This is a genomic window from Streptomyces lucensis JCM 4490, assembly GCF_014650035.1.
Classification (GTDB): Bacteria; Actinomycetota; Actinomycetes; order Streptomycetales; family Streptomycetaceae; genus Streptomyces; species Streptomyces lucensis.
This window is the reverse complement of record NZ_BMUE01000004.1, coordinates 150,663-177,395: the sequence shown is the minus strand read 5'-3', so window position 1 is coordinate 177,395 and position 26,733 is coordinate 150,663. Positions and strand designations below refer to the sequence as shown.

29 protein-coding genes are annotated in these 26,733 nt (G+C 74.5%); 9 read left to right on the top strand and 20 right to left on the bottom strand.

The genetic code is table 11. The features are described 5' to 3' along the window. Window positions 1–44: 44 nt before the first annotated feature. The 3 genes from IE177_RS12035 to IE177_RS12025 form a co-directional block, all read right to left on the bottom strand. Window positions 45–2,375: an ATP-binding cassette domain-containing protein gene (locus tag IE177_RS12035; protein ID WP_190015259.1), complete on the bottom strand. Its 2,331-nt coding sequence runs from the start codon at window positions 2,373–2,375 to the stop codon at window positions 45–47. A gap of 79 nt (window positions 2,376–2,454) precedes the next feature. Next, window positions 2,455–2,643: an antitoxin gene (locus tag IE177_RS12030; RefSeq protein WP_190015258.1), complete on the bottom strand. Its 189-nt coding sequence runs from the start codon at window positions 2,641–2,643 to the stop codon at window positions 2,455–2,457. 80 nt (window positions 2,644–2,723) lie between these two features. Beyond that, on the bottom strand, window positions 2,724–3,731 hold the full coding sequence (locus tag IE177_RS12025) for an LLM class flavin-dependent oxidoreductase (protein WP_190015257.1): 1,008 nt from the start codon (window positions 3,729–3,731) through the stop codon (window positions 2,724–2,726). A 101-nt stretch (window positions 3,732–3,832) separates the two neighbouring features. Between IE177_RS12025 and IE177_RS12020 the strand changes: the two genes are divergently transcribed. Next, window positions 3,833–4,324, top strand: coding sequence for a phosphatase domain-containing protein (locus IE177_RS12020; protein WP_190015256.1), 492 nt, complete (start codon window positions 3,833–3,835; stop codon window positions 4,322–4,324). Window positions 4,325–4,336: 12 nt separating this feature from the next. On the opposite strand, the gene IE177_RS12015 is transcribed toward IE177_RS12020, so the two are convergent. Further along, entirely contained in the window at window positions 4,337–4,552 is a 216-nt protein-coding gene (locus IE177_RS12015; RefSeq protein ID WP_190015255.1) for a dodecin, read from the bottom strand. Between the two features lie 205 nt (window positions 4,553–4,757). On the opposite strand from IE177_RS12015, the gene IE177_RS12010 reads away from it, so the two are divergent. Continuing rightward, entirely contained in the window at window positions 4,758–6,014 is a 1,257-nt protein-coding gene (locus IE177_RS12010) for an extracellular solute-binding protein (RefSeq protein WP_190015254.1), read from the top strand. A 29-nt stretch (window positions 6,015–6,043) separates the two neighbouring features. Here IE177_RS12010 and egtD read toward each other — a convergent pair whose 3' ends face one another. Genes egtD through egtA form a run of 4 tightly spaced genes read right to left on the bottom strand, consistent with a single transcriptional unit; the run spans window position 6,044 to window position 10,522 of the window. Continuing rightward, on the bottom strand, window positions 6,044–7,003 hold the full coding sequence (gene egtD, locus IE177_RS12005) for an L-histidine N(alpha)-methyltransferase (protein ID WP_190015253.1): 960 nt from the start codon (window positions 7,001–7,003) through the stop codon (window positions 6,044–6,046). Continuing rightward, window positions 7,000–7,779 carry an ergothioneine biosynthesis protein EgtC gene (gene egtC / locus IE177_RS12000; protein WP_190015252.1) on the bottom strand — a complete coding sequence of 260 codons (780 nt, stop codon included), beginning with the start codon at window positions 7,777–7,779 and terminating at the stop codon, window positions 7,000–7,002. Before egtC ends, egtD begins: the two co-directional genes overlap by 4 nt. Next, window positions 7,779–9,176, bottom strand: coding sequence for an ergothioneine biosynthesis protein EgtB (egtB, locus tag IE177_RS11995; RefSeq protein WP_229816015.1), 1,398 nt, complete (start codon window positions 9,174–9,176; stop codon window positions 7,779–7,781). Before egtB ends, egtC begins: the two co-directional genes overlap by 1 nt. Then, window positions 9,173–10,522: an ergothioneine biosynthesis glutamate--cysteine ligase EgtA gene (egtA, locus tag IE177_RS11990; RefSeq protein WP_190015251.1), complete on the bottom strand. Its 1,350-nt coding sequence runs from the start codon at window positions 10,520–10,522 to the stop codon at window positions 9,173–9,175. The genes egtB and egtA overlap by 4 nt, the downstream gene beginning before the upstream one ends. A 274-nt stretch (window positions 10,523–10,796) precedes the next feature. Here egtA and IE177_RS11985 point away from each other — a divergent pair, with 274 nt between their 5' ends. Then, on the top strand, window positions 10,797–11,675 hold the full coding sequence (locus tag IE177_RS11985; protein ID WP_190015250.1) for a TIGR02452 family protein: 879 nt from the start codon (window positions 10,797–10,799) through the stop codon (window positions 11,673–11,675). Here IE177_RS11985 and IE177_RS11980 read toward each other — a convergent pair. Both IE177_RS11980 and IE177_RS11975 read right to left on the bottom strand, forming a co-directional pair. Next, window positions 11,660–12,106: a type II toxin-antitoxin system PemK/MazF family toxin gene (locus IE177_RS11980; RefSeq protein WP_190015249.1), complete on the bottom strand. Its 447-nt coding sequence runs from the start codon at window positions 12,104–12,106 to the stop codon at window positions 11,660–11,662. The two genes, IE177_RS11985 and IE177_RS11980, sit on opposite strands and share 16 nt — an antisense overlap. 54 nt (window positions 12,107–12,160) lie before the next feature. Beyond that, window positions 12,161–12,580 carry a cupin domain-containing protein gene (locus tag IE177_RS11975; RefSeq protein ID WP_190015248.1) on the bottom strand — a complete coding sequence of 140 codons (420 nt, stop codon included), beginning with the start codon at window positions 12,578–12,580 and terminating at the stop codon, window positions 12,161–12,163. Window positions 12,581–12,696: 116 nt separating this feature from the next. Between IE177_RS11975 and IE177_RS11970 the strand changes: the two genes are divergently transcribed. Both IE177_RS11970 and IE177_RS11965 read left to right on the top strand, forming a co-directional pair. Further along, window positions 12,697–13,392 (top strand): helix-turn-helix transcriptional regulator, encoded by a 696-nt coding sequence (locus tag IE177_RS11970; protein WP_190015247.1) that lies wholly within the window; start codon window positions 12,697–12,699, stop codon window positions 13,390–13,392. Further along, window positions 13,389–13,817 carry a hypothetical protein gene (locus IE177_RS11965; RefSeq protein WP_190015246.1) on the top strand — a complete coding sequence of 143 codons (429 nt, stop codon included), beginning with the start codon at window positions 13,389–13,391 and terminating at the stop codon, window positions 13,815–13,817. Before IE177_RS11970 ends, IE177_RS11965 begins: the two co-directional genes overlap by 4 nt. Window positions 13,818–13,888: 71 nt before the next feature. Here the strand turns inward: IE177_RS11965 and IE177_RS11960 are convergent, their stop codons facing one another. From IE177_RS11960 to IE177_RS11940, 5 genes are all read right to left on the bottom strand, one after another. Continuing rightward, on the bottom strand, window positions 13,889–15,376 hold the full coding sequence (locus IE177_RS11960; RefSeq protein ID WP_190015245.1) for an SPFH domain-containing protein: 1,488 nt from the start codon (window positions 15,374–15,376) through the stop codon (window positions 13,889–13,891). Between the two features lie 170 nt (window positions 15,377–15,546). Further along, window positions 15,547–15,765 (bottom strand): NfeD C-terminal domain-containing protein, encoded by a 219-nt coding sequence (locus tag IE177_RS11955; RefSeq protein ID WP_190015244.1) that lies wholly within the window; start codon window positions 15,763–15,765, stop codon window positions 15,547–15,549. A gap of 26 nt (window positions 15,766–15,791) precedes the next feature. Continuing rightward, complete coding sequence (locus tag IE177_RS11950) at window positions 15,792–17,216, bottom strand: amidase (RefSeq protein ID WP_190015243.1); 1,425 nt, start codon at window positions 17,214–17,216, stop codon at window positions 15,792–15,794. Window positions 17,217–17,318: 102 nt separating this feature from the next. Then, window positions 17,319–18,290: an alpha/beta hydrolase gene (locus tag IE177_RS11945; RefSeq protein ID WP_190015242.1), complete on the bottom strand. Its 972-nt coding sequence runs from the start codon at window positions 18,288–18,290 to the stop codon at window positions 17,319–17,321. Window positions 18,291–18,488: 198 nt separating this feature from the next. After that, window positions 18,489–19,052: an NAD(P)H-dependent oxidoreductase gene (locus IE177_RS11940; protein WP_190015241.1), complete on the bottom strand. Its 564-nt coding sequence runs from the start codon at window positions 19,050–19,052 to the stop codon at window positions 18,489–18,491. A gap of 106 nt (window positions 19,053–19,158) precedes the next feature. Here IE177_RS11940 and IE177_RS11935 point away from each other — a divergent pair, with 106 nt between their 5' ends. Further along, window positions 19,159–19,839, top strand: a complete 681-nt coding sequence (locus IE177_RS11935; RefSeq protein WP_190015240.1) for a TetR/AcrR family transcriptional regulator — start codon at window positions 19,159–19,161, stop codon at window positions 19,837–19,839. A gap of 167 nt (window positions 19,840–20,006) precedes the next feature. Beyond that, entirely contained in the window at window positions 20,007–21,020 is a 1,014-nt protein-coding gene (locus IE177_RS11930; RefSeq protein WP_190015239.1) for a LacI family DNA-binding transcriptional regulator, read from the top strand. Window positions 21,021–21,070: 50 nt separating this feature from the next. Here IE177_RS11930 and trxA read toward each other — a convergent pair whose 3' ends face one another. After that, a complete protein-coding gene (gene trxA / locus IE177_RS11925) occupies window positions 21,071–21,448 on the bottom strand; it encodes a thioredoxin (RefSeq protein ID WP_190015238.1) in 378 nt (125 codons plus the stop codon). Between the two features lie 140 nt (window positions 21,449–21,588). Between trxA and IE177_RS11920 the strand changes: the two genes are divergently transcribed. Then, window positions 21,589–23,019: a dihydrolipoyl dehydrogenase family protein gene (locus IE177_RS11920; RefSeq protein WP_190015237.1), complete on the top strand. Its 1,431-nt coding sequence runs from the start codon at window positions 21,589–21,591 to the stop codon at window positions 23,017–23,019. A gap of 8 nt (window positions 23,020–23,027) precedes the next feature. Here the strand turns inward: IE177_RS11920 and IE177_RS11915 are convergent, their stop codons facing one another. Next, window positions 23,028–23,672, bottom strand: coding sequence for a peptide deformylase (locus IE177_RS11915; RefSeq protein WP_190015236.1), 645 nt, complete (start codon window positions 23,670–23,672; stop codon window positions 23,028–23,030). A 132-nt stretch (window positions 23,673–23,804) separates the two neighbouring features. Here IE177_RS11915 and IE177_RS11910 point away from each other — a divergent pair, with 132 nt between their 5' ends. Beyond that, complete coding sequence (locus IE177_RS11910) at window positions 23,805–25,205, top strand: PepSY-associated TM helix domain-containing protein (RefSeq protein WP_190015465.1); 1,401 nt, start codon at window positions 23,805–23,807, stop codon at window positions 25,203–25,205. A gap of 93 nt (window positions 25,206–25,298) precedes the next feature. On the opposite strand, the gene IE177_RS11905 is transcribed toward IE177_RS11910, so the two are convergent. The 3 genes from IE177_RS11905 to IE177_RS11895 all read right to left on the bottom strand — a co-directional run bounded on the left by IE177_RS11905 (window position 25,299) and on the right by IE177_RS11895 (window position 26,670). Beyond that, window positions 25,299–25,658, bottom strand: coding sequence for a tetratricopeptide repeat protein (locus IE177_RS11905; protein WP_190015235.1), 360 nt, complete (start codon window positions 25,656–25,658; stop codon window positions 25,299–25,301). Between the two features lie 80 nt (window positions 25,659–25,738). Continuing rightward, window positions 25,739–26,185: a winged helix DNA-binding protein gene (locus tag IE177_RS11900; RefSeq protein WP_190015234.1), complete on the bottom strand. Its 447-nt coding sequence runs from the start codon at window positions 26,183–26,185 to the stop codon at window positions 25,739–25,741. Further along, window positions 26,182–26,670: a MarR family winged helix-turn-helix transcriptional regulator gene (locus tag IE177_RS11895; protein ID WP_190015233.1), complete on the bottom strand. Its 489-nt coding sequence runs from the start codon at window positions 26,668–26,670 to the stop codon at window positions 26,182–26,184. The genes IE177_RS11900 and IE177_RS11895 overlap by 4 nt, the downstream gene beginning before the upstream one ends. Window positions 26,671–26,733: the final 63 nt, after the last annotated feature.

Here is a 26,733-nt window from a genome sequence, read left to right as displayed (position 1 = left end):
CGCCCCCGTCGCCGGGGTCGGGACGAGGCCGCTCCCGGCCCGGGTCAGGGCATGACCCGGGCCAGGTACGGGGCCGTCGCGCTGTCCGCCGCCCGGGCCACCCGGTCCGGGGGGCCGGCCGCCACGACGCGGCCGCCCCGGGCGCCGCCGCCCGGTCCCAGGTCGATCACCCAGTCGGAACCCGCGACCACCGTCATGTCGTGCTCCACCACCACGACCGTGTGTCCGGCGTCGACCAGCCCGTGCAGCCGGTCCATCAGCACCTCGACGTCCGCGGGGTGCAGTCCGGTCGTCGGCTCGTCCAGGAGGTAGAGGGTGTGGCCGCGGCGGCCGCGCTGCAGCTCGCTCGCCAGCTTGATCCGCTGAGCCTCGCCGCCGGACAGCTCGGTCGCCGGCTGGCCGAGCCGCAGGTAGCCGAGGCCCACGTCCAGCAGCGTGGCCAGGCTGCGGGCCGCGGCCGGGACGTCCGCGAAGAAGCGGGCCGCGGCCTCCACCGTGAGGTCCAGCACCTGGGCGATGTCACGCCCCCGGTACGTCACCCGCAGCGTCTCGGGGTTGTAGCGGGCGCCGCCGCAGTCCGGGCAGGGCGCGTACGTGCTCGGCAGGAACAGCAGTTCGACGCTGACGAACCCCTCGCCCTGGCAGGTCTCGCAGCGCCCCCCGGCCACGTTGAAGGAGAAGCGCCCGACGCCGTACCCGCGCGCCCGCGCCTCCTCGGTGCCGGCGAACACCTTGCGCACGGCGTCGAACAGGCCGGTGTAGGTGGCCAGGTTGGAGCGCGGGGTGCGCCCGATCGGCCGTTGGTCCACCCGTACCAGACGGCCCACCCCCGCCAGGTCCTCCGTCAGCTCGCCGATGAGCGTGGACTTCCCGGAACCGGACACCCCGGTGACGGCGGTGAACGCGCCGAGCGGGAACTCGGCCGTCACCGCGCGCAGGTTGTGCCGGGTGACCGGCCCGACCGTCAGCCAGCCGCGAGGCGACCGGACCTCACGCGCCGGTCCGGGGGACTCGTCGAACAGGAACGCCGCCGTCGCCGACTCCTCCACGGCCGCCAGCTCGGCCGGCGGCCCGCTGTACAGCACCCGTCCGCCGTGCTCGCCCGCACCCGGACCCACGTCCACCACCCAGTCGGCGCCGCGCACGATCTCCAGGTGGTGCTCCACGACGAACACCGAGTTGCCCGCGCCCTTCAGCCGGTCCAGCACGGTCAGCAGCGCCTCGGTGTCCGCCGGGTGCAGACCGGCGGACGGCTCGTCGAGCACGTACACCACGCCGAACAGCCCGGACCGCAACTGGGTGGCCAGCCGCAGCCGTTGCAGCTCGCCGGCCGAGAGGGTGGGGGTGGCCCGGTCGAGGCTGAGGTAACCGAGGCCCAGTTCGACGACCGGTGCGATCCGGGACCTGAGATCCTCGGTGAGGACCCTGGCCGTCTCGCCCGCGCCGGCCGGCAGTCCGGCGAGGTCGGTCAGCGGCAGCGCGGCCAGCTCGGCGATGGTCCGGCCGCCGAAGGTCACCGCCAGGGCCTCGGGCCGCAACCGGCTGCCCCCGCAGGCCTGGCAGGGCGAACTGGTCAGGAAGCGCTCGGCCTTGGCCCGCAGCGTCGGGGACCTGGTGTCCGAGAACGTCTTCAGCACGTACCGGCGGGCACTCATGTACGTGCCCTGGTAGGGCCGTTGGATGCGGTCCGCGTCCCGGACCGGGTGCACGGTGACGACCGGCTGTTCGTCCGTGAACAGGATCCACTCGCGCTCGGCGGGGGGCAGCTCGCGCCAGGGCAGGTCCACGTCGTGCCCGAGCGTGTCCAGGATGTCCCGCAGGTTCTTGCCCTGCCAGGCGCCCGGCCAGGCGGCGATGGCGCCCTCGCGGACGGACAGTGAGGGGTCCGGGACCAGCAGCTCCTCGGTGGTGTCGTGCACGTGGCCGAGTCCGTGGCACTCGGGGCAGGCGCCCGCCGCCGTGTTCGGCGAGAACGCGTCCGAATCGAGCCGCTCGGCGCCCGCCGGGTACTCCCCGGCCCGCGAGAACAGCATGCGCAGCGAATTGGAGAGGTTGGTGACCGTGCCCACCGAGGACCGCGAGGTGGGGGCCGAGCGGCGCTGCTGCAGTGACACCGCGGGCGGCAGCCCGGTGATCTCGCCCACCTCAGGCGCCCCGACCTGGTGGATCAGCCTGCGCGCGTACGGCGCGACCGACTCGAAGTAGCGCCGCTGCGCCTCGGCGTAGATCGTGCCGAAGGCGAGGGACGACTTGCCCGAGCCGGACACGCCGGTGAACACGGCCAGCACGTCCCGCGGGACGTCCACGTCGGCGCCCTTGAGGTTGTGCTGGCGGGCGCCGCGGACGCGGACGTACGGGTCGTGGGGGCTGTGCATCGCGGGGACACTCCGTACGGGCCTGCCTGGGCGGGGACGAACCCCGCGATCCTAAGGCCCTGTCCCGCCCCCGGGTCGGTCAGGACCGCGGGGGCCGGTCCTGCGGGTTGCCGAATTCGTCCCTCATCCTGTCCTGGGCGGTGTCGACCTGCGACTGGTACTTGTTCCCGGTGCGCTGGTCGGCGTAGTCGCCGCCCTTGTCGATGCCCTTGTCGGCCGTTCCCTCGTGGCCCTTGAGCATTCCCTTGATCTTGTCCATGAAGGACATGGCAGCCCTCCTCATCGCTTGAGGCTTGCCCTCCCAGGGTCACCGGACCGGCCCGGGTCCGCATCTCGGGAGGCCCGGGCTCACCCGCCCGCGGCGAAGAGGGCGGCGAGCCGCCGGTACGAGTCCAGCAGCGCGGCACGGTCGTAGGTGCTGGTGGTGACCAGCACCTCGGCGGCGCCGGTCTCCTTCAGCACCCTCTCCAGCCGGTGGGCGACCTGCTCCGGCGTACCGGCGACGTGACCGGCGAGAGAGGCCTCGTACCGGTCCCGTTCCTTCGCCGTCATCGTCCGGGCGGCCACCTCCCGCGCGTCGACGAGGGGCGGAAACGTGCCGTGCGTGCGCGAGTACGCCATCGCCCACGCCTCCGGGACCAGCAGCCGGCGCGCCTCCTCCTGGGTGCCGGCGACCGCGATCGTGCCGGACACCACCACGTACGGCTCGGCCGCCCACGCCGACGGGCGGAACAGGGAGCGGTACTCGTCGATGCCGCGCAGCATCTTCTCGCGGCCGCGCAGGTCCCCGATGACCAAGGGCAGGCCCGCGCGGGCCGCGATCCGCGCCCCTTCACCCATGGCCAGGACGAACGGCGGCACCCGCAGCCCCTCAGCGGGGCGGGCGCGCACGCCCGTCGGCGAGGTTCCGGCGAACCAGCCCAGCAACTCGCCGAGCTGGGCCGCGAAGTCCTCGGCGTCGCCCTTGCCGCGGCCGAGGGCCTTGCGCACGCCGTCGGTGAAGCCCACGGACCGGCCGAGCCCCATGTCGATCCGTCCCGGGAACAGCGACTCCAGCACCCCGAACTGCTCGGCGACGACCAGCGGCCGGTGGTTGGGCAGCATCACCCCGCCCGTGCCGACCCGGATCGTCCGGGTGGCCCCGGCGACCGCCGCGGCGAGCACGGTCGGCGCGGACCCCGCCACCCCGGGCACGCCGTGGTGCTCGGACACCCAGAAACGGTGGTACCCGAGCGCCTCCGCCTCCCGCGCCAGTGCGACGGTGTCCCGCAGCGCCTCACCGGGCGGGCGCCCGGCGCGGATGCGGGAGCGGTCGAGGACGGAGAACCGGGTCCGGGCGATCACTGCGCTGCTCACACACCGTTCAACGCCCCGGCGGGCCCGGGATTCCCGCCCGCGCCAGGTGCGGGCCCACGGACACCCGGGGCCGCCCCGGCACGGCTGGCTAGGGTGGCGGGGTGACAGAAAGCAGCAAGCCGCCGCTCGCCGTGTTCGACCTCGACAACACCCTGGCCGACACCGCCCACCGGCAGCACTTCCTGCGGGTCCGGCCGCGCGACTGGGACGCCTTCTTCGCCGCGGCTCCCGCGGACCCCCCGCTGGCCGAGGGAGTGGCGCTGGCCGTCGACAGCGCCCGCGAGTGCGAGGTCGTCTACCTCACGGGCCGCCCCGCGCGGTGCCGCCGGGACACGCTGGACTGGCTCGCGGCGCACGGGCTGCCCGAGGGCTGCCTGTACATGCGCGGCAACGCCGATCGCAGGCCCGCCCGGTTCACCAAACTGGAGATCCTGCGCCGGCTCGCCCGGGACCGTGAGGTCCGGGTTCTCGTGGACGACGACGAACTGGTCTGCGACGCCGCCGAACGGGCCGGGTTCACCGTCGTACGGGCCCGCTGGGCGGCGAGGTCCGCCGCGCTGGAGGAGGCGCAGGAGTGCGACGGACGCACCTGAGGCGCGGGACGGTCAGTCCTCGTCCTCCAGGCGGAAGCCGACCTTCAGACCCACCTGGTAGTGCTCGATCCGGCCGTTCTCGATCTGGCCGCGGATCTGGGTCACCTCGAACCAGTCCAGGTTGCGCAGGGTCTGGTCGGCGCGCGCGATGCCGTTGCGGATGGCCTGGTCCAGGCCCTCGTGCGAGGTGCCGACGATCTCGGTGACCCGGTAGGTGTGGTTGGACATGCGGATGCTCCTCTCGCCGGACTCCACCGTGCCGCATCCGCGCCCGTCCCGCACGGCGTCATGGGCCTGCCGAGGAGCGGCCCTTGACCTACGCATTGGTCCATACCAAAATCCAGCACACCCGTACGAGCCGTGCGCTCGTCCCCCCACGCCGGGCCCCCACCCCTGTCCGCACCGCCCAATGCCAGACAGAACAGGACCCCTCGTGAGACGTCGCCTGCTCGCCCTCCTCTGCGTCACCGGTTCCCTCGTCAGCGCCTGCGGGATGCTCCCCGGCGAGCACGAGCGCAGGACGGTCACCGTGTGGCTGATGAAGGACAGCGCCTCCAGGGAGTTCCTGCAGCGCTTCACCGAGGACTTCGAACGCACCCACGAGGACCTGCGTCTCGACATCCGCGTCCAGGAGTGGACCGGCATCGTCGAGAAGGTCCGCGCGGCGCTGGAGGACGACTCCGGGGACGGCCCGGACGTGATCGAGGTCGGCAACACCCAGGTGCCGCTGTACGCGGACGACGGCAGGCTCGTGGACCTCACGCTGGAGTCGATGCGGGACTGGGGCCAGGAGAAGTGGCTGCCCGGCCTCGCCGAACCAGGCGAGGACGGCAACAAGCAGTACGGCATCCCCTGGTACGCGGCCAACCGCGTCGTGGTCTACCGCAAGGACCTGTTCGAGCGGGCCGGCATCACCCGTCCGCCGAGGACCCGCGACGAGTGGCTGGCCGACACCGAGAAGCTCGACTCCGGCGGCGACCAGGGCATCTACCTCGCCGGACAGGACTGGTACACGCTCTCCGGGTTCATCTGGGACGAGGGTGGCGACCTCGCCCGGGAGAAGGACCACGAGTGGCACGGCACCCTGGACACCCCGGCCGCCCTGCGCGGCATGGACTTCTACCGGCGGCTCCAGGCGCTGGGCGACGGACCCGTGGACGCCGACGAGGAACACCCGCCCCAGGCGGGCGTGTTCGCCCGCGGCAAGGTCGCGCAGATCATCGCCGTGCCCGGGCTCGCCCAGTCGATCGTGCGGCAGAGCCCGGCCCTCAAGGGGAAATTGGGCTTCTTCCCCGTGCCCGGCAGGACCGCCGCCCGGCCCGGCACCGTGTTCACCGGCGGCTCCGACCTCGTCGTCCCGCAGAACACCGGGGACCAGTTCGCCGCGACCACCGTCGTCGCGGCGCTCACCGGCGCCAAGTGGGACACCGAACTCGCCCGCACCATGAACTACGTGCCCAACAAGACCACCCTGTCCGGCGCGGTCGCGGGTGAGGAGGGGGTCGCCGCCATGGCCGCGGGCGCGGCCCACGGCCGGGCGACCCCCAACACTCCCCAGTGGGCCGCCGTCGAGGCCGACAACCCGATCAAGGAGTACATGACCCGGGTGCTGCGGGGAGCGGACCCGGCGACCGAGGCACGCCGGGCCTCCCGGAAGATCACCGGGGCGCTCACCCCGGACGTGGGCTGACCCGGCGCCCCCCGCTCATCCCGGCCGGTTCACCGCACCACGCTCAGCGACAGCGCGTAGCGGTCCTCGGCGTCGGTCCACCAGCGGGTCAGTTCGAGGCCCGCGGCGGACAGTTCCGCCGCCACCTTCTCCTTGCGGAACTTCGCCGACACCTCCGTGCGCAGCTCCTCGCCCGCCGCGAAGTCCACCGCGAGGTCCAGCGCGGGCACCTTCACGGTCTGCGCGGTACGGGAGCGCAGCCGCATCTCGATCCACTCCCGCTCGGGGTCCCACAGCGCCACGTGGTCGAAGGCGTCGGGGTCGAAGTCGGCGCCCAGCTCCCGGTCGACGACGGCCAGCACGTTCTTGTTGAACGCGGCCGTCACCCCGGCGGCGTCGTCGTACGCCCGGACCAGCACCTCCTCGTCCTTGACCAGGTCCGTGCCGAGCAGCAGCCCGTCGCCCGGGGCGAGCAGGGTGCGCACCGAGGTGAGGAAGCCGGCGCGTTCGGCGGGCAGCAGGTTGCCGATCGTGCCGCCGAGGAAGGCCACCAGCCGGGGGCCGGGGGTGGCGGGCACGGCCAGCGGGGCGGTGAAGTCGGCGATCAGCGCGTGGACTTCGAGGTCCGGGCGTTCCTCGATGAGCGCCTGCCCGGCCTGGGTGAGGGCGCTCTCGCTGACGTCCACCGGGACGTACGCCGACGGGGCGAGCGCGTCGATCAGATAGCGGGTCTTCTCCGAGGACCCCGAGCCCAGTTCGATCAGCGTGCGGGCCCCGCTCGCGGCGGCGATCTCGCCCGACCGGGCGACGAGGATCTCCCGCTCGGCGCGCGTGGGGTAGTACTCGGGCAGTTCCGTGATCCGCTCGAACAGCTCACTGCCGCGGGCGTCGTAGAACCACTTCGGCGGCAGCCACTTGGGTGAGACGGTGAGCCCGTGGCGGACGTCGGCGCGCAGCGCGGCCTCCGTCGCGTCCTCGGGCAGGGTGCGGGTGACGTGCAGGGGGCTCAACGGCAGGGCTCCTTCGGGATTGCGGCCGCCGGATCCTCCAGCGGGGCGAGCAGCACGCCGGCGCGGCTCGCGGTGAGCACGGTGCGGTCGGGTACCTCTTGCCAGAGCGGGTCGTCGTCGTACGGCTCGGAGGCGACGACCGTGCCGCGGCCGGGCTCCGCGCGGTACCACAGGGTGTCGCCCCAGGCGGTGGCGGTGATCGTCTCCCCGTCCGTCAGCAGGAGGTTGAGTCGGGAGGCGGGAGCGGCACCGGCGAATTGGCGAACCGTTTCACCAAGGGCTTCCGCGGGGTCTTCGCCGGCCCGCAGGCGGTGCAGGACCAGGGCCCAGACGAACGCCGAGTCGGTGCGGGCCTGCAGGGACAGCAGCTCGACCGGGGGCAGCGCGGACACCAGGGGCGCCGCCGCGTCGGGCCAGCCCGCGATCGCGCCGTTGTGGCTGAACAGCCACCGCCCGGAGGCGAACGGCGCCGCCGCGGCCTCGGCGTCCGCGCCCGCGAGCGTCGCGTCCCGCACGGCGGCGAGCACGGCGCCGGAGCGCACCACCCGGACCAGGTCGGCGAAGGACAGGTCGGCCCAGATCGGCCCGGCCCGCCGGTAGCGGGCCGGAAGCGGATCCGGGGAGGCGTACCAGCCCACGCCGAAACCGTCGGCGTTGACCGTGCCGTAGCGCTGCCGCCGGGGCGCCCACGACTGGCGCAGGAGACTGTGCGGGGGCTCCACGAGCAGCCGCCCGAGCGGCACCTCGGGCCCCAGGTAGGCCAGGTGGCGGCACATCAGACGGCCTCCGAACGGGCGGTACGGAACCCGGAGAAGATCTGCCGCCGGATCGGGTAGTCCCAGTTGCGGAACGTGCCCCGGCAGGCCACCGGGTCGACGGCGAACGAGCCGCCGCGCAGGACCTTGTACTCGGGGCCGAAGAACACCTCCGAGTACTCCTTGTACGGGAACACCCGGAACCCCGGGTACGGCAGGAAGTCGCTCGCCGTCCACTCCCAGACGTCACCGATCAGCTGCCGCACGCCCAGCGGGGACTGACCCCCGGGGTAGCTCCCGGCGGGCGCGGGCCGCAGATGCCGTTGCCCCAGGTTGGCGTGCTCGGGCTCCGGGTCGGCGTCGCCCCACGGATAGCGGGTGGAGCGGCCGGTGACCGGGTCGAAGCGGGCGGCCTTCTCCCACTCGGCCTCGGTGGGCAGCCGGCGCCCGGCCCAGCGGGCGTACGCGTCCGCCTCGTACCAGCACACGTGCAGCACCGGCTCGTCGGGCGGGACGGCCTCCGTGACGCCGAACCGGCGCCTGAGCCACTGGTCGCCGTCACGGCGCCAGAACAGCGGCGCGGTCAGGGAGTGCTGCCTGACGTGCGCCCAGCCCGCCGGCGCCCACCAGCGTTCGGTGTCGTAGCCGCCGTCCTCGATGAACGCCTGGTACGCCGCGTTCGTCACCGGGGTGGTGTCGATCCAGAACGGCTCCACCTCGCGCACGTGTGCCGGGCGCTCGTTGTCCAGGGCCCATGGCTCGGTTGAGGTGCCCATCGTGAACGGGCCCCCGGGAACGAGGACTTCGGCCGGTCCGGTGAACAGGGGGGCCGGTTCCGGGTCCGGGGCGGTCAGGACCCGGGGGCCCTTGCGCAGCTGGTGGGTGATCAGCATCGTCTCGTCGTGCTGCTGTTCGTGCTGGGCGACCATCCCGAAGGCGAACCCGGCCTCGGTCAGCCGGGTGCCCTCGAAGTCCGCGGCCTCCAGCAGGTCCAGCGCCCGGCCCCGCACCTCGGCCGCGTACCGCCGTGCCTCGGCGGGCGGCAGCAACGGCAGTGAGGGCCGCTCGGCACGAGAGTGCTCGAAGGCGTCGTAGAGGGTGTCGATCTCGGGCCGCATCGCCTCCCGGCCGCCGACCGCGCGCAGCAGCCACAGCTCTTCCTGGTTGCCGATGTGCGCGAGGTCCCAGACCAGCGGGGACATCAGCGGGGAGTGCTGGGCGGTGAGGTCCGGTTCGTCGATGCAGGTGGTCAGCAGCGTGGTCCGGTCGCGGGCGGTGGTGAGCGAGGCCAGCGCGCGCTCGCGCAGGGCCGCGCTGTCCGGCCCGCCGCTCGCGGCGCCGGTCTCGCCGGCCGTGCGGGTCTCGCCGGCGGTGGTGCCGGTCCGGCCGGTCCTCGTGCCGGTCTCGGGGGCGGTCATGTGCGGACGTCCTTCCTCCCGCGGGCGGTGGGGGTGCCCCCGGTGGGGCCGGGCCGCAGCCGTGGCGGCTCGGTGTCGTGCAGCCGGTCCAGCAGGTCGTCGGCCGGACAGCGGCCCCGGTCGACATAGCGCCGCCGGTACTCCGCCACGGCGTCCGTGACCTCGGTGGTGGCGCCGAGCCGGGGCAGGGCCTCCAGCGCCGCCGCGAAACAGGCGGCGGCCGCTTCGCGCAGCTCCGGGTCGGCGAGCCCGCGACGGGCCGCGTCGGTCCACAGCGGGTTGTGCGGCGCGGGCAGGTTCCGTGCCCGCTCGGCCAGCGGCCGCACGATCCGGTGCGCGGCCTCGGCGGCCACCGGGTCGTCGAACAGGGCCGCCGTCACCGCGAGCGGCACGATCCAGCCGTCGTCGCCGGGCTGCGCGTCGATCATCCGCAGCTCCAGGTGGCCGCGCGGCCGGATCGGCGGGAACAGGGTGGTCAGGTGGTAGTCGAGGTCCGCCCGGGTCGGCGGCCTGGGCGACCGGGAGCGGGTCCACTCCCGGAAGGTGAGCCCGTCGGGCACCTCCCACGGTCCGCTGTCCCGGCGGACGCACATCACCGGTGAGTCCAGTACGTGCCGGGCCCAGGCGGCCCGTGGGTCGCCGTCCAGCGGGGGAGCGCCCGCCCGGCCGGAGCCGATCTCCATCCACAGCAGCTGCCGGGTGGACATCCAGCCCGTGGGCCGGCCGCCGATCAGCGGGGAGTTGGCGAACGCGGCCGTCAGGACGGCGCCCAGATGGTGGACCAGCCACCAGCGCCGCTGGTGTCCGAGCGGGCCCGGCTCCTCGTGGCCGGCGTCCACGCAGACCTGGACCGAGGCCGAGGTGCACATCATGTGGCGGCCGGCCGGGCCGGTGCGGTCCAGGCAGGTCTCCATGGCGTCGTAACGCGGTTGGCGCAGGAACCTGCGCGGCGCGCGCCAGGGGTCGTGACCGATGCCGAGGAGGCCGAGCCCGTCCTCGGCGAGGACGGCACGGACGGTCGCCAGGTCGGCGGAGACGGTGCCGACGCACTCCATCAGGGAGGCGGCGGGCGGCGAACTCAGCTCCAGCTGACCGCCGGGTTCGACGGTGAGCGCCGACCCGAGGGAAACGGCCCGCAACGCGGCGTAGACCGATTCCAGCCGTTCGGGTGTCACGGGGAGCCGCGGCCGCCGCGGCTCGTGGACCAGCCACTCCAGCTCCACGCCGACGGCGCGGGGCGGCCCGGTCTTGAAGCAGATGCCCCTGACCAGGGCCTCCACCTCGGGTTCGGTGACGGCGACGTGGTGCTCGGTACAGTCACCACCGTCGCTCTTCGATTCGGACATGTCGGGATCCTCCTGAGATTCCACCATGCCACCGGCCCGGTTCGTCCAGGGCCGGACGGACACCCGTCCCACCCAAGACCCTCGCGCCGGTTCGCACAAGAGTGCGCCGTCGGACGTTCCGGATCGGTCATCTCCGTTTCCGTGGGGTTCCCCGGCCGTTGTCCGGACGGGAAAACTCCGTTGCACCGCATACCAGGATCACCCAGGATGCCTGTGTGAGCACGACGGGGGAGACCGCGCAGGCCGCGACGACGGCGTCCACGGGGGTGGCGCCGTGAGCGCGCGCCTGCGCGCGGCGGCCGCGGAGACGGAGAGCATCGTGGCGGCGGGCCGGTACCGCGCGCCGGACGGCCGGGAGGTGTCCGTGGCCGCCGCCGTCGAGGCGGCGCGGGCCGGCACGCGGATGTTCGGGCCGGCGCCGGTGCCGGTCGGGCCGCCGGCTGCCGGGCGCGGCACGGTCCTCGCCCCGGTCGTCGAGGTCACCGGCGAAAGCAGCCTGGAAGCGGCCCGCAGACTGGCCGGGCCGGCCGAGGTCGCCGTGCTGAACTTCGCCTCGGCCCGCAATCCGGGCGGCGGCTACCTCAACGGCGCGCAGGCCCAGGAGGAGGCCCTGTGCCGCGCCTCCGCCCTGCACACCTGCCTGCTGACGGCCCGTGCCTTCTACGACCACCACCGCGCCGAGCGCGACCCGTTCTACACGGACCGGGTGATCCACTCACCGGCCGTGCCCGTCTTCCGCGACGACCGGGGCGACCTGCTCGCGCGGCCGTACCTCGCGGGCTTCCTGACGTCCGCCGCGCCCAACGCGGGCGTCGTACGGCGTACGGTCCCGCAGCGTGCCGCGGAACTGCCGGGCGTGCTGGCCCGGCGCGCCGAGCGGGTCCTGGAGACGGCCGCGGCGCAGGGCTACCGGAATCTGGTGCTCGGCGCCTGGGGCTGCGGGGTCTTCCAGAACGACCCGGCGCAGGTCGCGAACGCCTTCCGGGGACCGCTGGGCCCGGGGGGCCGGTTCGCGCACTCCTTCGAGCACGTGGTGTTCGGGGTGCTGGACCGGACGGCGGGAACCGTGGTCCGGGCTGCGTTCGAACGGGCCTTCGACCAGGGTGTGTCCGGTCGCCGGGCGGACGGGACCGTGCCTCAGGTCCAGCCGTAGCGCTCGTGGAGGCGCCGGCGGACCAGGTCGAAACGCATCCGGTCCAGCGCGCACGCCTCGCGGCGCATGCCGTCCTCGTGCAGCCGCAGCACCCGGTCCACGTCCACCCACGAGTCGCGCCCGGAGCGGTCCCACGGCCCGCTGCCGATCGCCACCCACTCGCGGTCCCCGTCGTGCCGCTTGCTGGAGAGCTGCACGGCGAGGAACGTGCCCGCCGCCTCCCGGGCCACGACCAGGACCGGACGGTCCTTGCCCCGGCCGTCGTTCTCCTCGAAGGGCACCCAGGTCCACACGATCTCCCCGGGATCCGGGTCGCCGTCATGGGCCGGGGAGTACTCGGTGCGCACCCGCCCGACCTCGCGCGGGTCGGCCTCGGCGGTGGCGTGGGGGCCGTTGCGGCCGGGGACGTTCTCGTCTGTCAGCGTGCTCACGGGGGCACACCCTAGCCCGCGTCCCGGGCGCGACGGGCGCCCGGTTGCGGGACGTCACGCGCGGGGGCCGCCGGGGGGCGGGCCGATCCGCATCCCGGGCCTGCGGCGGTGGACCGTCAGGTAGGCGAGGCCGGTGTCGCCGGCGGTGATGCTGCGCGTGGAGCCGTGCGGCAGCCAGAGCAGGGTGCCCTCGGTGACGGGCTGCGGCTCGCCCCCGGGGCTGCCGACGGCACCGTCCCCGGAGACGACCAGCACCAGGACGTCCAGACTCGGTTCGGTGTGGGTCTCCACGCGCCCGCCCGCGGCGAGCCGGACCACGTTCGCGTCCAGCTGGCGTCCGCTCTCGGTCAGCTTCCACAGCACCCCGGCCGCCACGGGCGGCGCCGCCGCAAGGGCCCGGGTGTCGCACAGCACGCGGGGGGCCGCCCCGGGGTCACCGGCGGGTCCGCTGTCGTCCGGCGGCGGCGATGTCATCTGGTCGTTCCCCTCGGATCCGGTGCTTCCCACGGGGCAGGCGCCCCTGCCCGGCCATAATTTACACATGTAGGATCCGTGAAAAATAACCGCAGGTGGGAAGGGGTGTGAGGAAGGTGCCGACGCAGGAGAGCCCACGCCGCCGGGAACTGCTGGACGTACTGCGCTCCGCGCGCGTGCCGCTCGGCGTCGCGGAGGCGGCCGAACGGATGCGCCTGCATCCCAACACCGCCCGCCTCCACCTGGACGCCCTGGTGTCCGAGGGGCTGGCCGAGCGGCGGGCCGAGGCGTCCCCGGGGCCCGGCCGGCCCCGTGCCGTCTACACGCCGCGCCGCGCCATGGACCGCGGCGGCGTACGCGACTACCTGTCCCTCGCTCGCGTCCTGCTCGGCCGGTGGGCGTCCGCCGACCCGGCCCGGGCGCGGGAGGAGGCGATGGAGACCGGCCGCGAGTGGGGCCGCCTCCTCGCCGCTCCGCCGGCCCCGTCGGGACAGCCGTCGGCCGGGCGTTCGGTGGCCGCACTCGTCGCCCTGCTGGACGGCCTGGGCTTCGCCCCCCGGGCCGAGGGCGGGGACGGCGCGGGCCGGGCACCGGAGCGGATCCGGCTGCGGCACTGCCCGTTCCTGGAACTCGCCGAGGAACACGGCCGGCTGGTGTGCCCACTCCACCTCGGCCTGATGCGGGGCGCCCTGGAGCGGCTGGACGCGCCGCTGACGGCCACGGGCCTGGAGCCGTTCGCCGAACCGGATTCCTGTGTGGCCCACCTCGCCGGGACGGCCGCGCACCGAGAGAAAGAGGACCATCCGCGATGAACGCCACGTCCGCCGCCACCGCGAGCGCGGTCACCTTCGTCTGGCTCGGGATGGTGCTGGCCATCTCCTTCCTGGAGGCTCCGCTGAAGTTCCGTGCCCCGGGCGTGACGGTCCCCATCGGCCTGGGCATCGGCCGCATCGTGTTCCGCGCGCTGAACGCCGTCGAGTCGGCCCTGGCGGTCGTCGTGATCGCCGCCGTCGCCCTGGGCGGCGGCACGCCGGGCGTCACCGTGCTCACCGCGGCCGTGGCGGTGGTGCTCCTCGTCCAGCTGGCCGTCGTCCGCCCCCGCCTGGGCCGCCGCTCCGACCGGGTCCTGGCGGGCGAGGACCTGCCCCGCTCCCGCGGTCATCTGTGGTACGTGGCACTGGAGTTCCTCAAGGCCGTCGTCCTGGTCGGCCTGGGCGTCGCCCTGCTCACGGTCTGACGGGGCCGGCGGCCGGCAGCGGCGGCGTACCCGCACGGCCGGAAGCCCCGGGCGTGCGGGTACGTCCCCGCTCAGTTCTCCCGTTCCACCGGAACCCGCTGCGACGGAGGTGTCACCGCTCCGTTGAGCGAGGGTGAACTCCCTTCAGCCGCCGCCTCCTTGCCGTCCATCGAGGACAGCAGCCGGCGGGCGAGACCCAGACCCGTGCCGCCCATGGTGAGCGCCTTGGCGAACAGCTCGCCCATGCCGTCGGCGCCGTTGAGCAGCACCATGTTGTCCACGTTGCCGAAGGCGGACGCGCCCGCCTGGACGATCTCCGGCCACTTCTCGGCGAGTTGCTGGGCGACGACCGCCTCCTGGTTCTCGGCGAGGGCGGCGGCACGGGCCTTGATGGCCTCCGCCTCCGCCAGACCCTGTGCCTTGGTCGCCTCGGCCTCCGCCAGGCCCTTCGCCTGCGCGGCCGCCGCCTCGGCCTGACCGGTGGCCCGGGTGGCGTCGGCGGACGCCGCGCCCCGGGTCCTGGTCGCCTCCGCCTCGGCGGTCGCCGCGGCCTTGACCCGGGTCGCCTCGGCGGCGGCCGCCAGCTCCGTCTCCTTCGCCTTGGCCTGGGCCGCCGAGATGCGCGCGTCGCGCTCGGCCTCGGCCAGGGTCCGCTTCTCGTACGCCTTCGCGTCCGCCGGCTTGCGGACGTCCGCCTGCAGCTGCTGCTCGCGCCGGTGCGCCTCCAGCTCGGCCACCCGCGTCTCCTGGACGACGACCTCCTGCCGGGCCGCGGCCGCGGCGAGCGGTCCGGCCTGCTGGGACGCGGCAGCCGCCTTGTCGCGCTCGGCCTGGTAGCCGGCCTGCAGGATCTCGCTGTCCCGGGTGGCCTCCGCCATCCGGGCGTAGGACTGCTGCTCGGCCTCGGTGGCGAGCCGGTTCGCCTCGGCCTGCGCGATGCGCGCGTCCCGCTGCACGGCCGCCGCGTGCGGCATGGCCAGGTTCTGGATGTACCCGGTCGGGTCCTCGATCTCATGGATCTGCAGCGAGTCGACGATCAGGCCGAGCTTCTCCATCTCCGTGCCGCAGGCCGCCCGGGTCTGCCCGGTGAGCTTCTCCCGGTCGCGGATCATGTCCTCGACCGTCAACCCGCCCACGATCGACCGCAGATGACCGGCGAAGACGTTGTGCACCCGCTCCGACATCAGCCTCTGCTGGTCCAGGAAACGGCGGGCCGCGTTCGCGATCGACACGAAGTCGTCGCCCACCTTGAAGATGACCACGCCCCGCACCTTGAGCGGAATGCCCTGGTGGGTCACGCAGTCCACCTGCAGCTCGGTCTCGTTCAGGTCGAGCGACAGCTTGCGCACCGCCTGCACACCGGGCAGCACCAGCGTGCCGCGCCCGGTGACGATCCGGAACCCCATGCCCTCCTCGAGGCCCTCGGTGCGGTGCTTGGACCCCGAGATGATGAGAGCCTCGTTCGGCTCGGCGACCCGCCACATCAGCTTGAACAGGCCGATCAACACGAGGACGGCAACGACGACCGCCCCCGCAACGACGCCGACAACCATCGGCATACGCCCCCTCTGCCTGGTGCCCGTTCGGCACCGAACGTAGGGAGTGTGCGCCTGCCGGGACGCGCCGAGAAGACACCGGCGAATCCTTGTTGCAATCTTGACGCACACCACCCCCACCTGGGGCGGAGCGCGCTCACCCGAGACCGTGCGAGCGGGCGTCCGGCGCCCTCTCAGTGGTCGTACGCGGCCGTGACGTAGACCGTCCTCGGCGGCAGGTGCTCCACCACCATCACCACCGTGCCCGGTGCGATCCGGGACGTGCCGTCGGCCGGGTGCGCGAGGAAGTGCTCGGCGCCACCGCGCACCCGCACGATCACCTCGCCGACCAGCCCGGGGCCGACCGTTCCCGTCACCCGCCCCATCAGCCCGACCATCGCCGCGTCGCCCATGCCCACAGCGTACGGGTGCGGCGCGCTCACACGGCCGGAGTTTCGGCTTCCCTCTGCTGCGGCGGCCACACCTCGTGCCAGCGCAGCTCCGCCTCCAGCTGCGCGGCGACGGACACGAGCAGCGGCTCGCTGTTGGCCGGCCCGAGCAGCTGGGCGCCGACCGGCAGGCCGCCTTCGACGAATCCGGCGGGCACGTTGACGCCCGGCCAGCCCAGCACGTTCCAGGGCCAGGCGTAGGGGCAGGCTGCGATGATCGCGCGGTCGGTGGCGAACCCCTTCAGCCGGTACAGGTCGCCGATGCGGGGCGGGGGAGCGGCCGTGGTGGGGGCGAGGACCACGTCGTACGAGCGGAAGAACTCGCCGATCCGCCGGTGCAGCACCGCCTCGGCGCGCCGGGCCGCCCGCAGCGGCGCACCGCCGAGCATCCGGCCCAGCCGGGACGCGGCCCGGGTGCGCGGGTCGAGCAGCGCGGGGTCGGGTGCCTCGCGGGCCCGCTCGGCGATCCCGGCGGTGGCGCGGGGTACGAAGGTGAGCCCGATCCGCCCGTACGGCGGGTCGGCCTCCTCGACCTCGTGCCCCAACGCGGCGAGCCGGTCCGCCAGTTCCACGACCCGTGCCCGGATCGCCGGGTCCAGACGGGCGGGTACGGCGGTGAACGGGGGCTTGAGGGACAGCGCGACGCGCAGCCGGCCCGGGTCGCGGCCCACCGCGTCCGCCACCGTCAGGGCGGGCGGCCGGTGCGGGTCCCGGGCGTGGTTGCCGCTCGCCGCGTCCAGCAGCAGGGCGGCGTCGGCGACCGTACGGGCGAGGGTGCCGTTGACCGTGATGCCGTGGAAGGACTCGCCCCAGGGCCAGGTCGAGATGCGGCCGCGCTGCGGTTTGACGCCGACGAGGTGGGTCCAGGCGGCCGGGATGCGCACCGAGCCGGCGCCGTCGGAGCCGAGCGCGGCCGGGACCAGCCCCGCGGCCACCGCGGCGGCCGAACCGCCCGAGGAACCGCCGGGCGTGTGCCCGGTGTGCCACGGGTTGCGGGTGTCGCCGAACGCCGGGCCCTCGGTGAACGGCCACTGGCCCAGCTCGCAGGTGTTCGTCTTGCCGACGATCACCGCGCCGGCCGCCCGCAGCCGCCGTACCGCCTCCCCGTCGGCGGCCGCCCGCGGGAAGTCGCCCGGGCAGCCGAACGCGGTCGGCTCGCCCGCCACGTCCATGTCGTCCTTGACCGCCACCGGTACCCCCAGCAAGGGCCGCCGCACACCGGCGGCCAGCTCGCGGTCGGCGGCGTCCGCCTCGGCGAGCGCGGCCCCGGCGCGCACGACCCGGAACGCGTTCAGCGTCGGCTGCGTGGCCTCGATGCGCGCGAGGGCCCGCTCCACCAGCGCGCGGGAGGTCACCTCCCCCGCGGCGAGGGCACGCCGGGTCTCCGCGAGGCCTGCGGCACGGTCGGGCGTCATGGGCGAGCACCTCCGAAAGGCTCCGGGCACGCTGTCTACTGAACGGTAACGTCATGTCGCCGGCCGGCCTACGGTTTGCGCGCGGGTGTCTTCGGCCGCGTGTCACCCCGTCAGCAGCCGCCGCAGCCACACCAGCCGGGCCGCCCGGGCCGACCGGGACAGGGCCGCGTCGGGTACGAGGGCGTCGAAGCCGTGGAAGCCGCCCGGCCAGACGTGCAGCTCGGCCGCGCCGCCCGCCTGCCAGATCCGGGAGGCGTAGGCGACCACCTCGTCCCGGAAGGTCTCCGCGGAGCCCACGTCGAGGAAGGCGGGCGGGAGGCCGGACAGGTCCGTGGCGCGGGCGGGCGCGGCGTACGGCGACACGTCCGGGCCGCCGCGGCGTCCGCCCAGCAGCGCGGTCCAGCCGGTCTCGTTGGCGCTGCGGTCCCAGGCGCCGCGACCGGCCATCTGACGGCCGGAGACGGTGTCGTTGCGGTCGTCCAGCATCGGGTACATCAGCAGCTGGCCGAGCGGGCGCGGGCCACGCCGGTCCCGGGTGAGCAGGGCGAGCGCGGCGGTGAGGCCCCCGCCCGAGCTGGCGCCCGCGACGACGATCCGGCCGGGGTCCCCGCCGATCTCCCGCGCGTGCCCGGCGGTCCACACGAAACCGGCGTACACGTCCTCGATCGGCGCCGGGTGGGGGTGTTCGGGGGCCAGCCGGTACTCCACCGACACCACGACCGCGCCCAGCTCCCGTGCCCAGGTCAGGGGTTCGATCACACCGGCCCGGTTGCAGCCGGCCATCATGCCGCCGCCGTGCACGTGGTAGATCACGGGCTGCCGAGCGGCGGACGTACCGGACACGGGGCGGCACACGAGCAGGGAGAGGTCGGGGGCGCCCTCGGGGCCGGGCGCCGTGCGGTCCTCGACCTCGAAGGCGCCGTCCAGGGTGAGGTCCAGCAGTTCGTCCAGCCCGTCGCCGGTGGCCCGCCGGGCGGCGTCGAGGTCGTCCAGCGTGAATCCGGGTGCGCCGTCGTCGAACAGCTTCAGCGCTGCGGCCAGTTCGGGGTCGAACGGCGGCGGGACCGGGGGCATGGGCTTCTCCTCGTGCGACGCGTCCGGTGGCCCGCGGTCCGTCGCGCGTCACCGGGCCGCGGGGTGCGGCCACCAGTCGCATACCCCGTGGCGGGCGGTTGTGCCGCGCCGGCGCCCGGAACGGCCCCGCCCAGGGGCGGACGCGGACTGGACCCGGAGCCGTTCCCGGCTCCGGGTCCCGTCGGGAGACCGTACGGCTCAGGCGGCAGCGGCCTCGCCCACGTTGCCGTGCAGGCGCGCCACGACCTCGGTCAGCTGGGCGGCGACCTCCGCGTCGTCGACCGGGTGGGTCTCGGCGAAACGGGTCACGGAGCCGGGAATGGACAGCTTGATGTCCTCGATCACCTTGCCGCCGGCGATGCCCACGGCCTTGCGGGTGTCGTCCTGCGCCCACACGCCGCCGTACTGGCCGAAGGCGGTGCCGACCACGGCGACGGGCTTGCCGCCGAAGGCGCCGGCGCCGTACGGGCGCGACAGCCAGTCGATGGCGTTCTTCAGCACGGCCGGGATGGTGCCGTTGTACTCCGGGGAGAAGAAGAGGAAGGCGTCGGCGCCGCGGGCGGCCTCGCGCAGCGCGGCGGCGGCGGCCGGGACGCCGCCCTCGACGTCGATGTCCTCGTTGTAGAAGGGGACGTCGGCCAGGCCCTCGTACAGCACGACCTCGGCCCCCTCGGGCGCGAGCTTCACGGCAGCCTCGGCGAGCTGGCGGTTGTGCGATCCGGCGCGAAGGCTGCCGACGAGGGCGAGGATGCGGACAGACATGGGGAACTCCAAGGGGGCTGGCTGAAACACCGCTGTGAACGATCCGGACCGAGGTCCGTTTAGGTTTCTATCACCCTAAGCGGACCGCGGTCCAGTTTTGTTCCCCATGCTTTACGCTGTCTTCATGTCCAGCGTCCTGCCGCCCTTCCCGGAGCCCCCGGAGCCACTCGACGCGCCCCAGCTGCTCGAGGTCGGAACGGCCGGCGGCGAGACCGAGCCGTGCCTGCGCGCCGACGCCGCCCGCAACCGGGCCCGGCTGCTGGAGGCCGCCGCCCGGCTCATCGCGGAGCACGGGGTGGCCGGGGTCACGATGGAGGCGGTGGCCGCGGCGGCCCAGGTGGGCAAGGGCACGGTCTTCCGCCGCTTCGGCGACCGCACCGGACTGCTGACGGCCCTGCTCGACCACTCGGGCAGGCGGCTGCAGGCCGACTTCATGAGCGGGCCCCCGCCCCTGGGGCCCGGGGCGCCGCCCCTCATGCGGCTGCGCGCGTTCGGCGTGGCCGTGCTGTACCGCTCGGCGGAGCAGCTGGACCTCCAGCTGGCCGCCCAGCCGGAGCCGAACCGCCGGTTCTCCCACCCCGCCCACGGGGCGCTGCGCACGCACGTCACGATGCTGCTGCGGCAGATCGTGCCGGACGGCGACTGCGAACTGCTGGCCCAGACGCTGCTGGCCTCGCTCGACCCGGCCCTGATCCACCACCTGACCCGGCAGCGGGGTATGCCCATGGAGCGGCTGGAGGCGGGCTGGCTCGACCTGGTCGCCCGGGTGACGCGCACGCAGGCGTGAGGCGAGGGTGACACGCACGCGGGCGTGAAGGCCCGGTACACGCGCTCGCGGGCGGGAAAGGGCCGGGAGGCGCGCCTGCGGGCGGGAAAGGGGCGGGAAAAGCGGTCTTTCGTCCAATGATGAACCACGTTCCCCCGCCTGCTCCCGCCCTCCGCCCTTCTGCCAGGATGCGGTCTGTCATGGTGCAGATACCGAACACGCCCACCAGTGCCGACGTGGCCCGCCTGGCCGGGGTCTCGCGCGCGACCGTGTCCTACGTCCTCAACAACACCAGCGCCGTGCGGATCAGCGAGCCGACCCGCCGCCGGGTCCACGAGGCCGCGCGGGAACTGGGGTACGTGCCCCACGCCGGCGCCCGCAGCCTGCGGGCCGGGCACAGCCGGCTGGTCCTCATGCCCGCTCCGGCCATCCCGATGGGCCCGCTGTACAACAGGTTCATCAACGAACTCCAGTGGGCGCTCGGCCGCCTCGACTACACCGTCGTGCAGTACGGCAGCGTGGGCCTGCGGGGGGACGAAGCGGCCCGCGCCTGGGCCGAGTTGCGGCCGGTCGCCGTCCTCGTGCCGGGGGCGGAAATGGGGCCCGGGGGCGTGCAGGTCCTCAAGCGGTCCGGGGCCCGGGCCGTGGTCACCCTCGGCCCCGGACGCGTCGAGGGAGCGCACGCCCTGCTGATGGACCACGCCGCCGTGGGCCACTGCGCGGGCGCCCACCTGTACGAACGGGGCCGGCGCCGGATCGGTGTGGTCCTCCCCGAGGAGACGGCCCTGGAGGCGTACTCGCGGCCCCGGCTCGCGGGCGTACGCCAGGCGCTGCGGGGCACGGACGCGACCGTGACGGAGCTGCCGCTGGCGTACACGGAGGAGGCCGCCGCCCGACTCGCCGCCCGCTGGCGGGAGTCCGGGCTCGACGCGGTCTTCGCCTACAACGACGAGTACGCGATGCTCCTGATGCGCGCGCTGCAGGACGAGGGGGCGCGCGTCCCGCGGGACGTGGCCCTGGTCGGCGCCGACGACCTGATGCTCGGCCGGCTGCTGAGACCCCGGCTCAGCACCGTCCACATCGAGCTGCCCTCCGGCCGCGACCTCGCCGAACTGGTCGACCGCGCGGTGCGCGACCCCGGCGGCGAGCCGGAGGTGCGCAAGGTGCTCGGCGCCTCGGTGGTCCCGCGCGAGTCCAGCTGACCCGGGGCCCGTCCGGAGCGCCGGCGCACCGGACGCGCCCGCCGACGCGCCTACCGGGCGCCGTCGCCCTCCTGCTCGGCGATGCTCTTGCGGACCTCGTCCATGTCCAGCTTCCGGGCCTGGCCGATGACGTCCGCGAGGGCGGCCTCGGGCAGGGCGCCCGGCTGGGCGAACACGGCGACCCGGTCCCGGACGATCATCAGCGTGGGGATGGACTGGATGCCGAAGGCCGCCGCGAGCTCAGGCTGGGCCTCGGTGTCCACCTTGCCGAAGACCAGGTCCGGGTTGTCCTCGGCGGCCTTCTCGTACACCGGCGCGAACTGGCGGCACGGCCCGCACCAGGACGCCCAGAAGTCGATGAGAACGAAGTCGTTCCCGGTGACCGTCTGGTCGAAGTTCTCCTTGGTCAGCTCCACGGTGCTGCTCATGGCGTGATTCCCTCTTCCTGGTGTGGGGTGTGCCGACGGCACAAACACGACCGCCGGGCCGCCTATTCCACGCGCGCGGGCCCGTGTTCCGCGCACCTACCCGTGTGGCCACGGCGCACACCACCCACCAGACTGAGCCCATGACGGAAACGGAATCCATCGCGTACGACGTCGTGGTGATCGGGGGCGGCCCGGTGGGGGAGAACGTCGCCGACCGCGCCCGTGCGGCCGGACTGACCACCGCGGTCGTGGAGAGCGAACTGCTCGGCGGCGAGTGCTCCTACTGGGCGTGCATGCCCAGCAAGGCCCTGCTCAGGCCGGTCATCGCGCAGGCCGACGCCCGCCGTCTGCCCGGCCTCGCCCGGGCGGTCGACGGCCCCCTCGACGCACCCGCGGTCCTGGCCCGCCGGGACGAGTACACCTCGCACTGGGAGGACGACGGCCAGGTCGCCTGGCTGGACGGCACCGGCGCCGATCTCCACCGGGGCCACGGACGCCTCGCCGGACCCCGTACGGTCACCGTGACCGGCCCCGACGGCACGCTCACCACCCTCACCGCACGGCACGCCGTCGCCGTCTGCACCGGCACCCGCGCCCAGCTGCCCGGCCTGCCCGGACTGGCCGCGGTCGAGCCCTGGACCAGCCGCGAGGCGACCAGCGCCAAGACGGCCCCCGGCCGGCTGATCGTCGTGGGCGGTGGTGTCGTCGCCACGGAGATGGCCACGGCCTGGCAGGCCCTCGGCTCCCGGGTCACCCTGCTGGTCCGCGGCAAGGGCCTGCTGAGCCGCATGGAGCCGTTCGCCGGGGAACTGGTCGCCGAGGCCCTCACCGAGGCGGGCGCGGACATCCGCACCGGCACCTCCGTGGAGTCCGTGGCCCGCGAGAACGGCACCGTCGTGGTGGTCACCGGCTCCGGCGACCGCGTGGAGGCCGACGAGATCCTCTTCGCCACGGGCCGGGTCCCGCACACCGACGACCTCGGCCTGGAGACCGTCGGTCTGGAACCCGGCTCCTGGCTGGACGTGGACGACAGCCTACGCGTCACCGGCACCGACTGGCTGTACGCGGTCGGCGACGTCAACCACCGCGCGCTCCTCACCCACCAGGGCAAGTACCAGGCCCGCATCGCCGGCGCCGCCATCGCCGCCCGCGCGTCCGGCGGCCCGCTCCTGGACGAGCCGTGGGGCGCGCACGCGGCCACCGCCGACCACGACGCCGTACCCCAGGTCGTCTTCACCGACCCGGAGGCCGCCGCGGTCGGCCTCTCCCTCGCCGAGGCGGAACAGGCCGGGCACCGGGTCCGCGCCGTCGACGTGGAGTTCTCCTCGGTCGCCGGGGCGGGCCTGTACGGCGAGGGGTACAGGGGCCGCGCCCGCATGGTCGTCGATCTGGAGGAGGAGATCCTGCGCGGCGTCACCTTCGTCGGCCCCGGCGTCGGGGAACTCATCCATTCGGCCACCGTCGCCGTCGCGGGCCGCGTCCCGGTCGGCCGGCTGTGGCACGCGGTTCCCTCGTACCCGACCCTGAGCGAGGTGTGGCTGCGGCTACTGGAGGCCTACCGGGACAACTGAGCGCGGCTTCAGGGCAGTTCAAAGCCCAGGGCCTCAGCCGCCGCCCGCGGCTCCGGCTGGGCCCACAGCGCCGCCACCGCCTCGTTGGTCGACAGGGAGCGCAGCTCGGCCCGGTCCAGATACAGCGTGCCGTCGAGGTGGTCCGTCTCGTGCTGGACGATGCGGGCCGGCCAGCCGGTGACCACCTCGTCCAGCGCGCGGCCCCGCTCGTCCTCGCCGCGCAGCCGCACCTCGGCGTGCCGGGCCACCACCGCCTGCCAGCCCGGCACGCTCAGGCAGCCCTCGAAGAACGCGGCCCGCGCGGCGCCCACCGGCTCGTACACGGGGTTGACCAGCACGCGGAACGGCTGCGGGACGCGGCCCCGGGCCACGGCGATCTCCTCGGTCACCGGCGCCGGGTCCTCGACGACGGCGATCCGCAGCTCCACGCCGACCTGCGGCGCGGCCAGGCCCACTCCCGGAGCGGCGTGCATGGTGACCCGCAGGGCCTCGACGAAGCGGGCCAGCAGCGCGGGGCCGAGCTGACCCTCGTAGGGCTCGGTGCCGCGCCGCAGCACGGGCTGTCCGGCCGCGACGAGGGGCAGGGGACCGCCGGCGGCGAGGAGTTCCTCGACCCGCTCGGCGAGCGGTGCGTGATCACGGGGAGGTGCCATCGCGTCAGCATGCCATGCCCGCCCACCGCTTCGTGTGGCACAGGTCACCAACACCCCGGGGAACTCAGTCCCTTGGACCTCCGACTACTGGACCGCCAGTCCTTCAGCACCGAGTCCCCGGAGAACCGCCCGATGGCCACCGCTCCCCCGGCCGCCAGGCCCGAGGCGGACCGCCCCGCCGCCCGCGGCCGATGGGCGCCCCTGCGCCCCCTCGTCCTGCGCCTGCACTTCTACGCCGGCCTCCTCGTCGCCCCCTTCCTGCTGCTCACCGCCGTCACCGGCCTGCTGTACGCGGGCTCCTTCCAGGCCGAGAAGCTCGTGTACGGCCATGAGCTGACCGTTCCGGCGGGGGAGCGGGAACTGCCCGTCTCCGCCCAGGTGGCCGCCGCCCGCAAGGCCCATCCCGGGGGCGCCGTCGCGGCCGTACGCCCGTCCCCCGAGGCCGGCGCCACCACCCGGGTGCTGCTCTCCGGCGTCGAGGGCGTCGGCCCCGGGCACACCCTCGCCGTGTTCGTCGACCCGTACACCGGTGCGGTCCGCGGCGCGCTCGAACAGTACGGCTCGACCGGTGCGCTGCCCCTGCGCACCTGGATCGGCGAACTCCACCGCGATCTGCACCTGGGCGAGACCGGCCGGCTCTACAGCGAGCTGGCCGCCAGCTGGCTGTGGGTGATCACGGCCGGCGGGCTGGTGCTGTGGTTCTCCCGGCGGCGCGCCCTGCGCAAGGTCCGCGGGACCGCGGGGCGGCGCCGCACCCTCGGCCTGCACGGCACCGTCGGCGTCTGGACCGCCGCCGGCTTCCTCTTCCTGTCCGCGACCGGTCTGACCTGGTCGACGTACGCCGGCGCGGGCATCGCGGACCTGCGCGCCTCGCTGCACCAGGCCACGCCGTCCGTCTCGGCGTCCGTGCCCGGGGGCGAGCACTTGGGCCACGGCGCCGGGGCGGGCCCCGCGGGCGGCGGCGAGCGCGGCGTGGGCGTCGACAAGGTGCTCGCGGCGGCCCGGGCGAAGGGCCTGAGCGATCCCGTGGAGATCGTCCCGCCCGCCGACGCGACGGGCGCGTACGTCGTCAAGCAGATCCAGCGCAGCTGGCCCGAGAAGCAGGACGCCGTCGCCGTCGACCCCGCCACCGGCCGGGTCACCGACGAGCTGCGGTTCGCCGACCACCCGGTCCTGGCCAAGCTCACCCGCTGGGGCATCGACCTGCACACCGGCGTCCTGTTCGGGCTCGTCAACCAGATCGCCCTGGCCCTGCTCGCGCTCGCCCTGATCCTGCTGATCGGGTGGGGCTACCGCATGTGGTGGCAGCGAGGCCGGGGCTCCGCCTTCGGCCGGCCCGTGCCGCGGGGCGCCTGGGCGCAGGTGCCGCCGTACATCCTCGTGCCGGGTCTGGCGGCCGTCGCCGTGCTCGGCTGGTTCGTGCCCCTGCTCGGCATCCCGCTGGCCGGCTTTCTCGCCGTCGACGTCGCGCTGGGCGAGATCGCCCACCGGCGCGGTCGCCGCACGTACGGGAGCGTCAGCGGCGTGCGGTAGCGCCGCAGCGCGGGCGCACGCACGGGCGCGCCCGGACATGCCCCGGGCCCGGCCCCCCAGGCGACGGGGGCCGGGCCCGGGGGCCCACGGAACTCACTGTCCCGGGAACTCGCCCGCGAGCGCCGAGGCGACCCGCAGATGCCGCTCCGCCTCCTCGTGCCGGGCCTGCCGCTGGAGCGTCCGGCCGAGCATCAGCCGCGCGTAGTGCTCCACCGGGTCGCGCTCGACGATGATCCGCAACTCGGCCTCGGCGCGGCGCAGTTGGGCCGAGTGGTAGTAGGCGCGGGCCAGCAGCAGCCGGGGGCCCGTCTGCTCCGGCACCTCCTCGACCAGCCCGGCCAGCACCCGCGCCGCGGCCGCGTAGTCCTTCGCGTCGAAGAACAGCCGTGCGCGCTCCCACCGTTCGGCCGGGGTTCCGTGGCCGTAGTACGTGGTCTCCGTTCGCGTCTCCACAGGTGACCTCCTTCGCGGGCCACAACGGAACGCGTTGGTTCAATATTCCACTACTGCTGGGCTCCGTCGCCCGGCCGCCGCTACCGCCGCAGGGCGGCCAGCTCGGCGTCGGCGCGCTCGGTGACCAGGGTGAGCACGCGGCCCGCCACGGCGCGTTCCTCCTCCGTGATGCCGGCGTAGATCCTCGCCGAGACGGCGGCGCTCTCGGCCGAGTAGGTGTCGTACAGCTCCCGTCCGGCGTCCGTGACGCGCACCCGGGACGGCCCCTCGGCGGCCAGCAGGCCGGCGGTCGTCAGTTCCCCGAGCGTGCGCCGCGCGTCGCCTTCGGGCACCTTGACCGAGCCGGTCACACCGTCGATCACGGCGGCCCGCTCGACGGGGCCGTCCGCGACGACCGCGAGCCGGAGGGTTACCGACTGCAGGAAGGAGACGCCGTACGGGGCGAGGACGTGTTCCAGGACGGCGCGCGCGGCGTAGTGGGCCAGGGCGATCGTGCGGCTGTCGGCGCGCGGGGCGGTGGTGGTCATGACTGCTCCGTCTCGTGATCGGTGGTGCCGAACGGGTCAAGCGGTGCGTCGAGCAGGGCGGTCAGGTCGCGGGCGAACTCCTGGGCGCGCGGGCTGCCGGGACCGCCGAGCGGCGCCAGCAGCTGCCGCAGCAGCCCCTGGACGACGTCGATCGCCTTCCGGGTGACCTCGCGGCCCTCCTCGGTGAGGGCGAGCTGCACGGCGCGCGGGTCACCGGGGTCCCTGGTGCGTTCGAGCAGCCCGGCCGACTCCAGGCCGCGGGCGAGCTTCGAGACGTACAGGGCCTCCAGCCCGGTGTGGTCGGCCAGCCGGCGCTGACTGGGGTGCAGTCCGGTGCGGTGCAGGCCGTGCAGGGACGCCACGACCACGTACTGGGCGTGTGTCAGCCCGAGCGGCGCCACCGCCCGGTCCACTGCGACCCGCCACTTCATCGACAGCCGCCACACCAGGAATCCGGGCGTGGCTCCTTCGGAACCCTTGCTCATGGCGAATACAGTACATGGCTACTATGTACATGGCTACTGTTTCCGTCGGCCGGACCGGTTCCG

Coding starts and splice junctions, on each gene's coding strand:
- IE177_RS12035 (WP_190015259.1), bottom strand. CDS start 2,375: ATGCACAGCCCCCACGACCCGTACGTCCGCGTCCGCGGCGCCCGCCAG.
- IE177_RS12030 (WP_190015258.1), bottom strand. CDS start 2,643: ATGTCCTTCATGGACAAGATCAAGGGAATGCTCAAGGGCCACGAGGGA.
- IE177_RS12015 (WP_190015255.1), bottom strand. CDS start 4,552: ATGTCCAACCACACCTACCGGGTCACCGAGATCGTCGGCACCTCGCAC.
- egtC (WP_190015252.1), bottom strand. CDS start 7,779: ATGTGCCGCCACCTGGCCTACCTGGGGCCCGAGGTGCCGCTCGGGCGG.
- egtB (WP_229816015.1), bottom strand. CDS start 9,176: ATGACCGCCCCCGAGACCGGCACGAGGACCGGCCGGACCGGCACCACC.
- egtA (WP_190015251.1), bottom strand. CDS start 10,522: ATGTCCGAATCGAAGAGCGACGGTGGTGACTGTACCGAGCACCACGTC.
- IE177_RS11975 (WP_190015248.1), bottom strand. CDS start 12,580: ATGACATCGCCGCCGCCGGACGACAGCGGACCCGCCGGTGACCCCGGG.
- IE177_RS11965 (WP_190015246.1), top strand. CDS start 13,389: ATGAACGCCACGTCCGCCGCCACCGCGAGCGCGGTCACCTTCGTCTGG.
- IE177_RS11960 (WP_190015245.1), bottom strand. CDS start 15,376: ATGCCGATGGTTGTCGGCGTCGTTGCGGGGGCGGTCGTCGTTGCCGTC.
- IE177_RS11955 (WP_190015244.1), bottom strand. CDS start 15,765: ATGGGCGACGCGGCGATGGTCGGGCTGATGGGGCGGGTGACGGGAACG.
- IE177_RS11950 (WP_190015243.1), bottom strand. CDS start 17,216: ATGACGCCCGACCGTGCCGCAGGCCTCGCGGAGACCCGGCGTGCCCTC.
- IE177_RS11945 (WP_190015242.1), bottom strand. CDS start 18,290: ATGCCCCCGGTCCCGCCGCCGTTCGACCCCGAACTGGCCGCAGCGCTG.
- IE177_RS11940 (WP_190015241.1), bottom strand. CDS start 19,052: ATGTCTGTCCGCATCCTCGCCCTCGTCGGCAGCCTTCGCGCCGGATCG.
- IE177_RS11935 (WP_190015240.1), top strand. CDS start 19,159: ATGCTTTACGCTGTCTTCATGTCCAGCGTCCTGCCGCCCTTCCCGGAG.
- IE177_RS11930 (WP_190015239.1), top strand. CDS start 20,007: ATGCGGTCTGTCATGGTGCAGATACCGAACACGCCCACCAGTGCCGAC.
- trxA (WP_190015238.1), bottom strand. CDS start 21,448: ATGAGCAGCACCGTGGAGCTGACCAAGGAGAACTTCGACCAGACGGTC.
- IE177_RS11920 (WP_190015237.1), top strand. CDS start 21,589: ATGACGGAAACGGAATCCATCGCGTACGACGTCGTGGTGATCGGGGGC.
- IE177_RS11915 (WP_190015236.1), bottom strand. CDS start 23,672: ATGGCACCTCCCCGTGATCACGCACCGCTCGCCGAGCGGGTCGAGGAA.
- IE177_RS11910 (WP_190015465.1), top strand. CDS start 23,805: ATGGCCACCGCTCCCCCGGCCGCCAGGCCCGAGGCGGACCGCCCCGCC.
- IE177_RS11900 (WP_190015234.1), bottom strand. CDS start 26,185: ATGACCACCACCGCCCCGCGCGCCGACAGCCGCACGATCGCCCTGGCC.
- IE177_RS11895 (WP_190015233.1), bottom strand. CDS start 26,670: ATGAGCAAGGGTTCCGAAGGAGCCACGCCCGGATTCCTGGTGTGGCGG.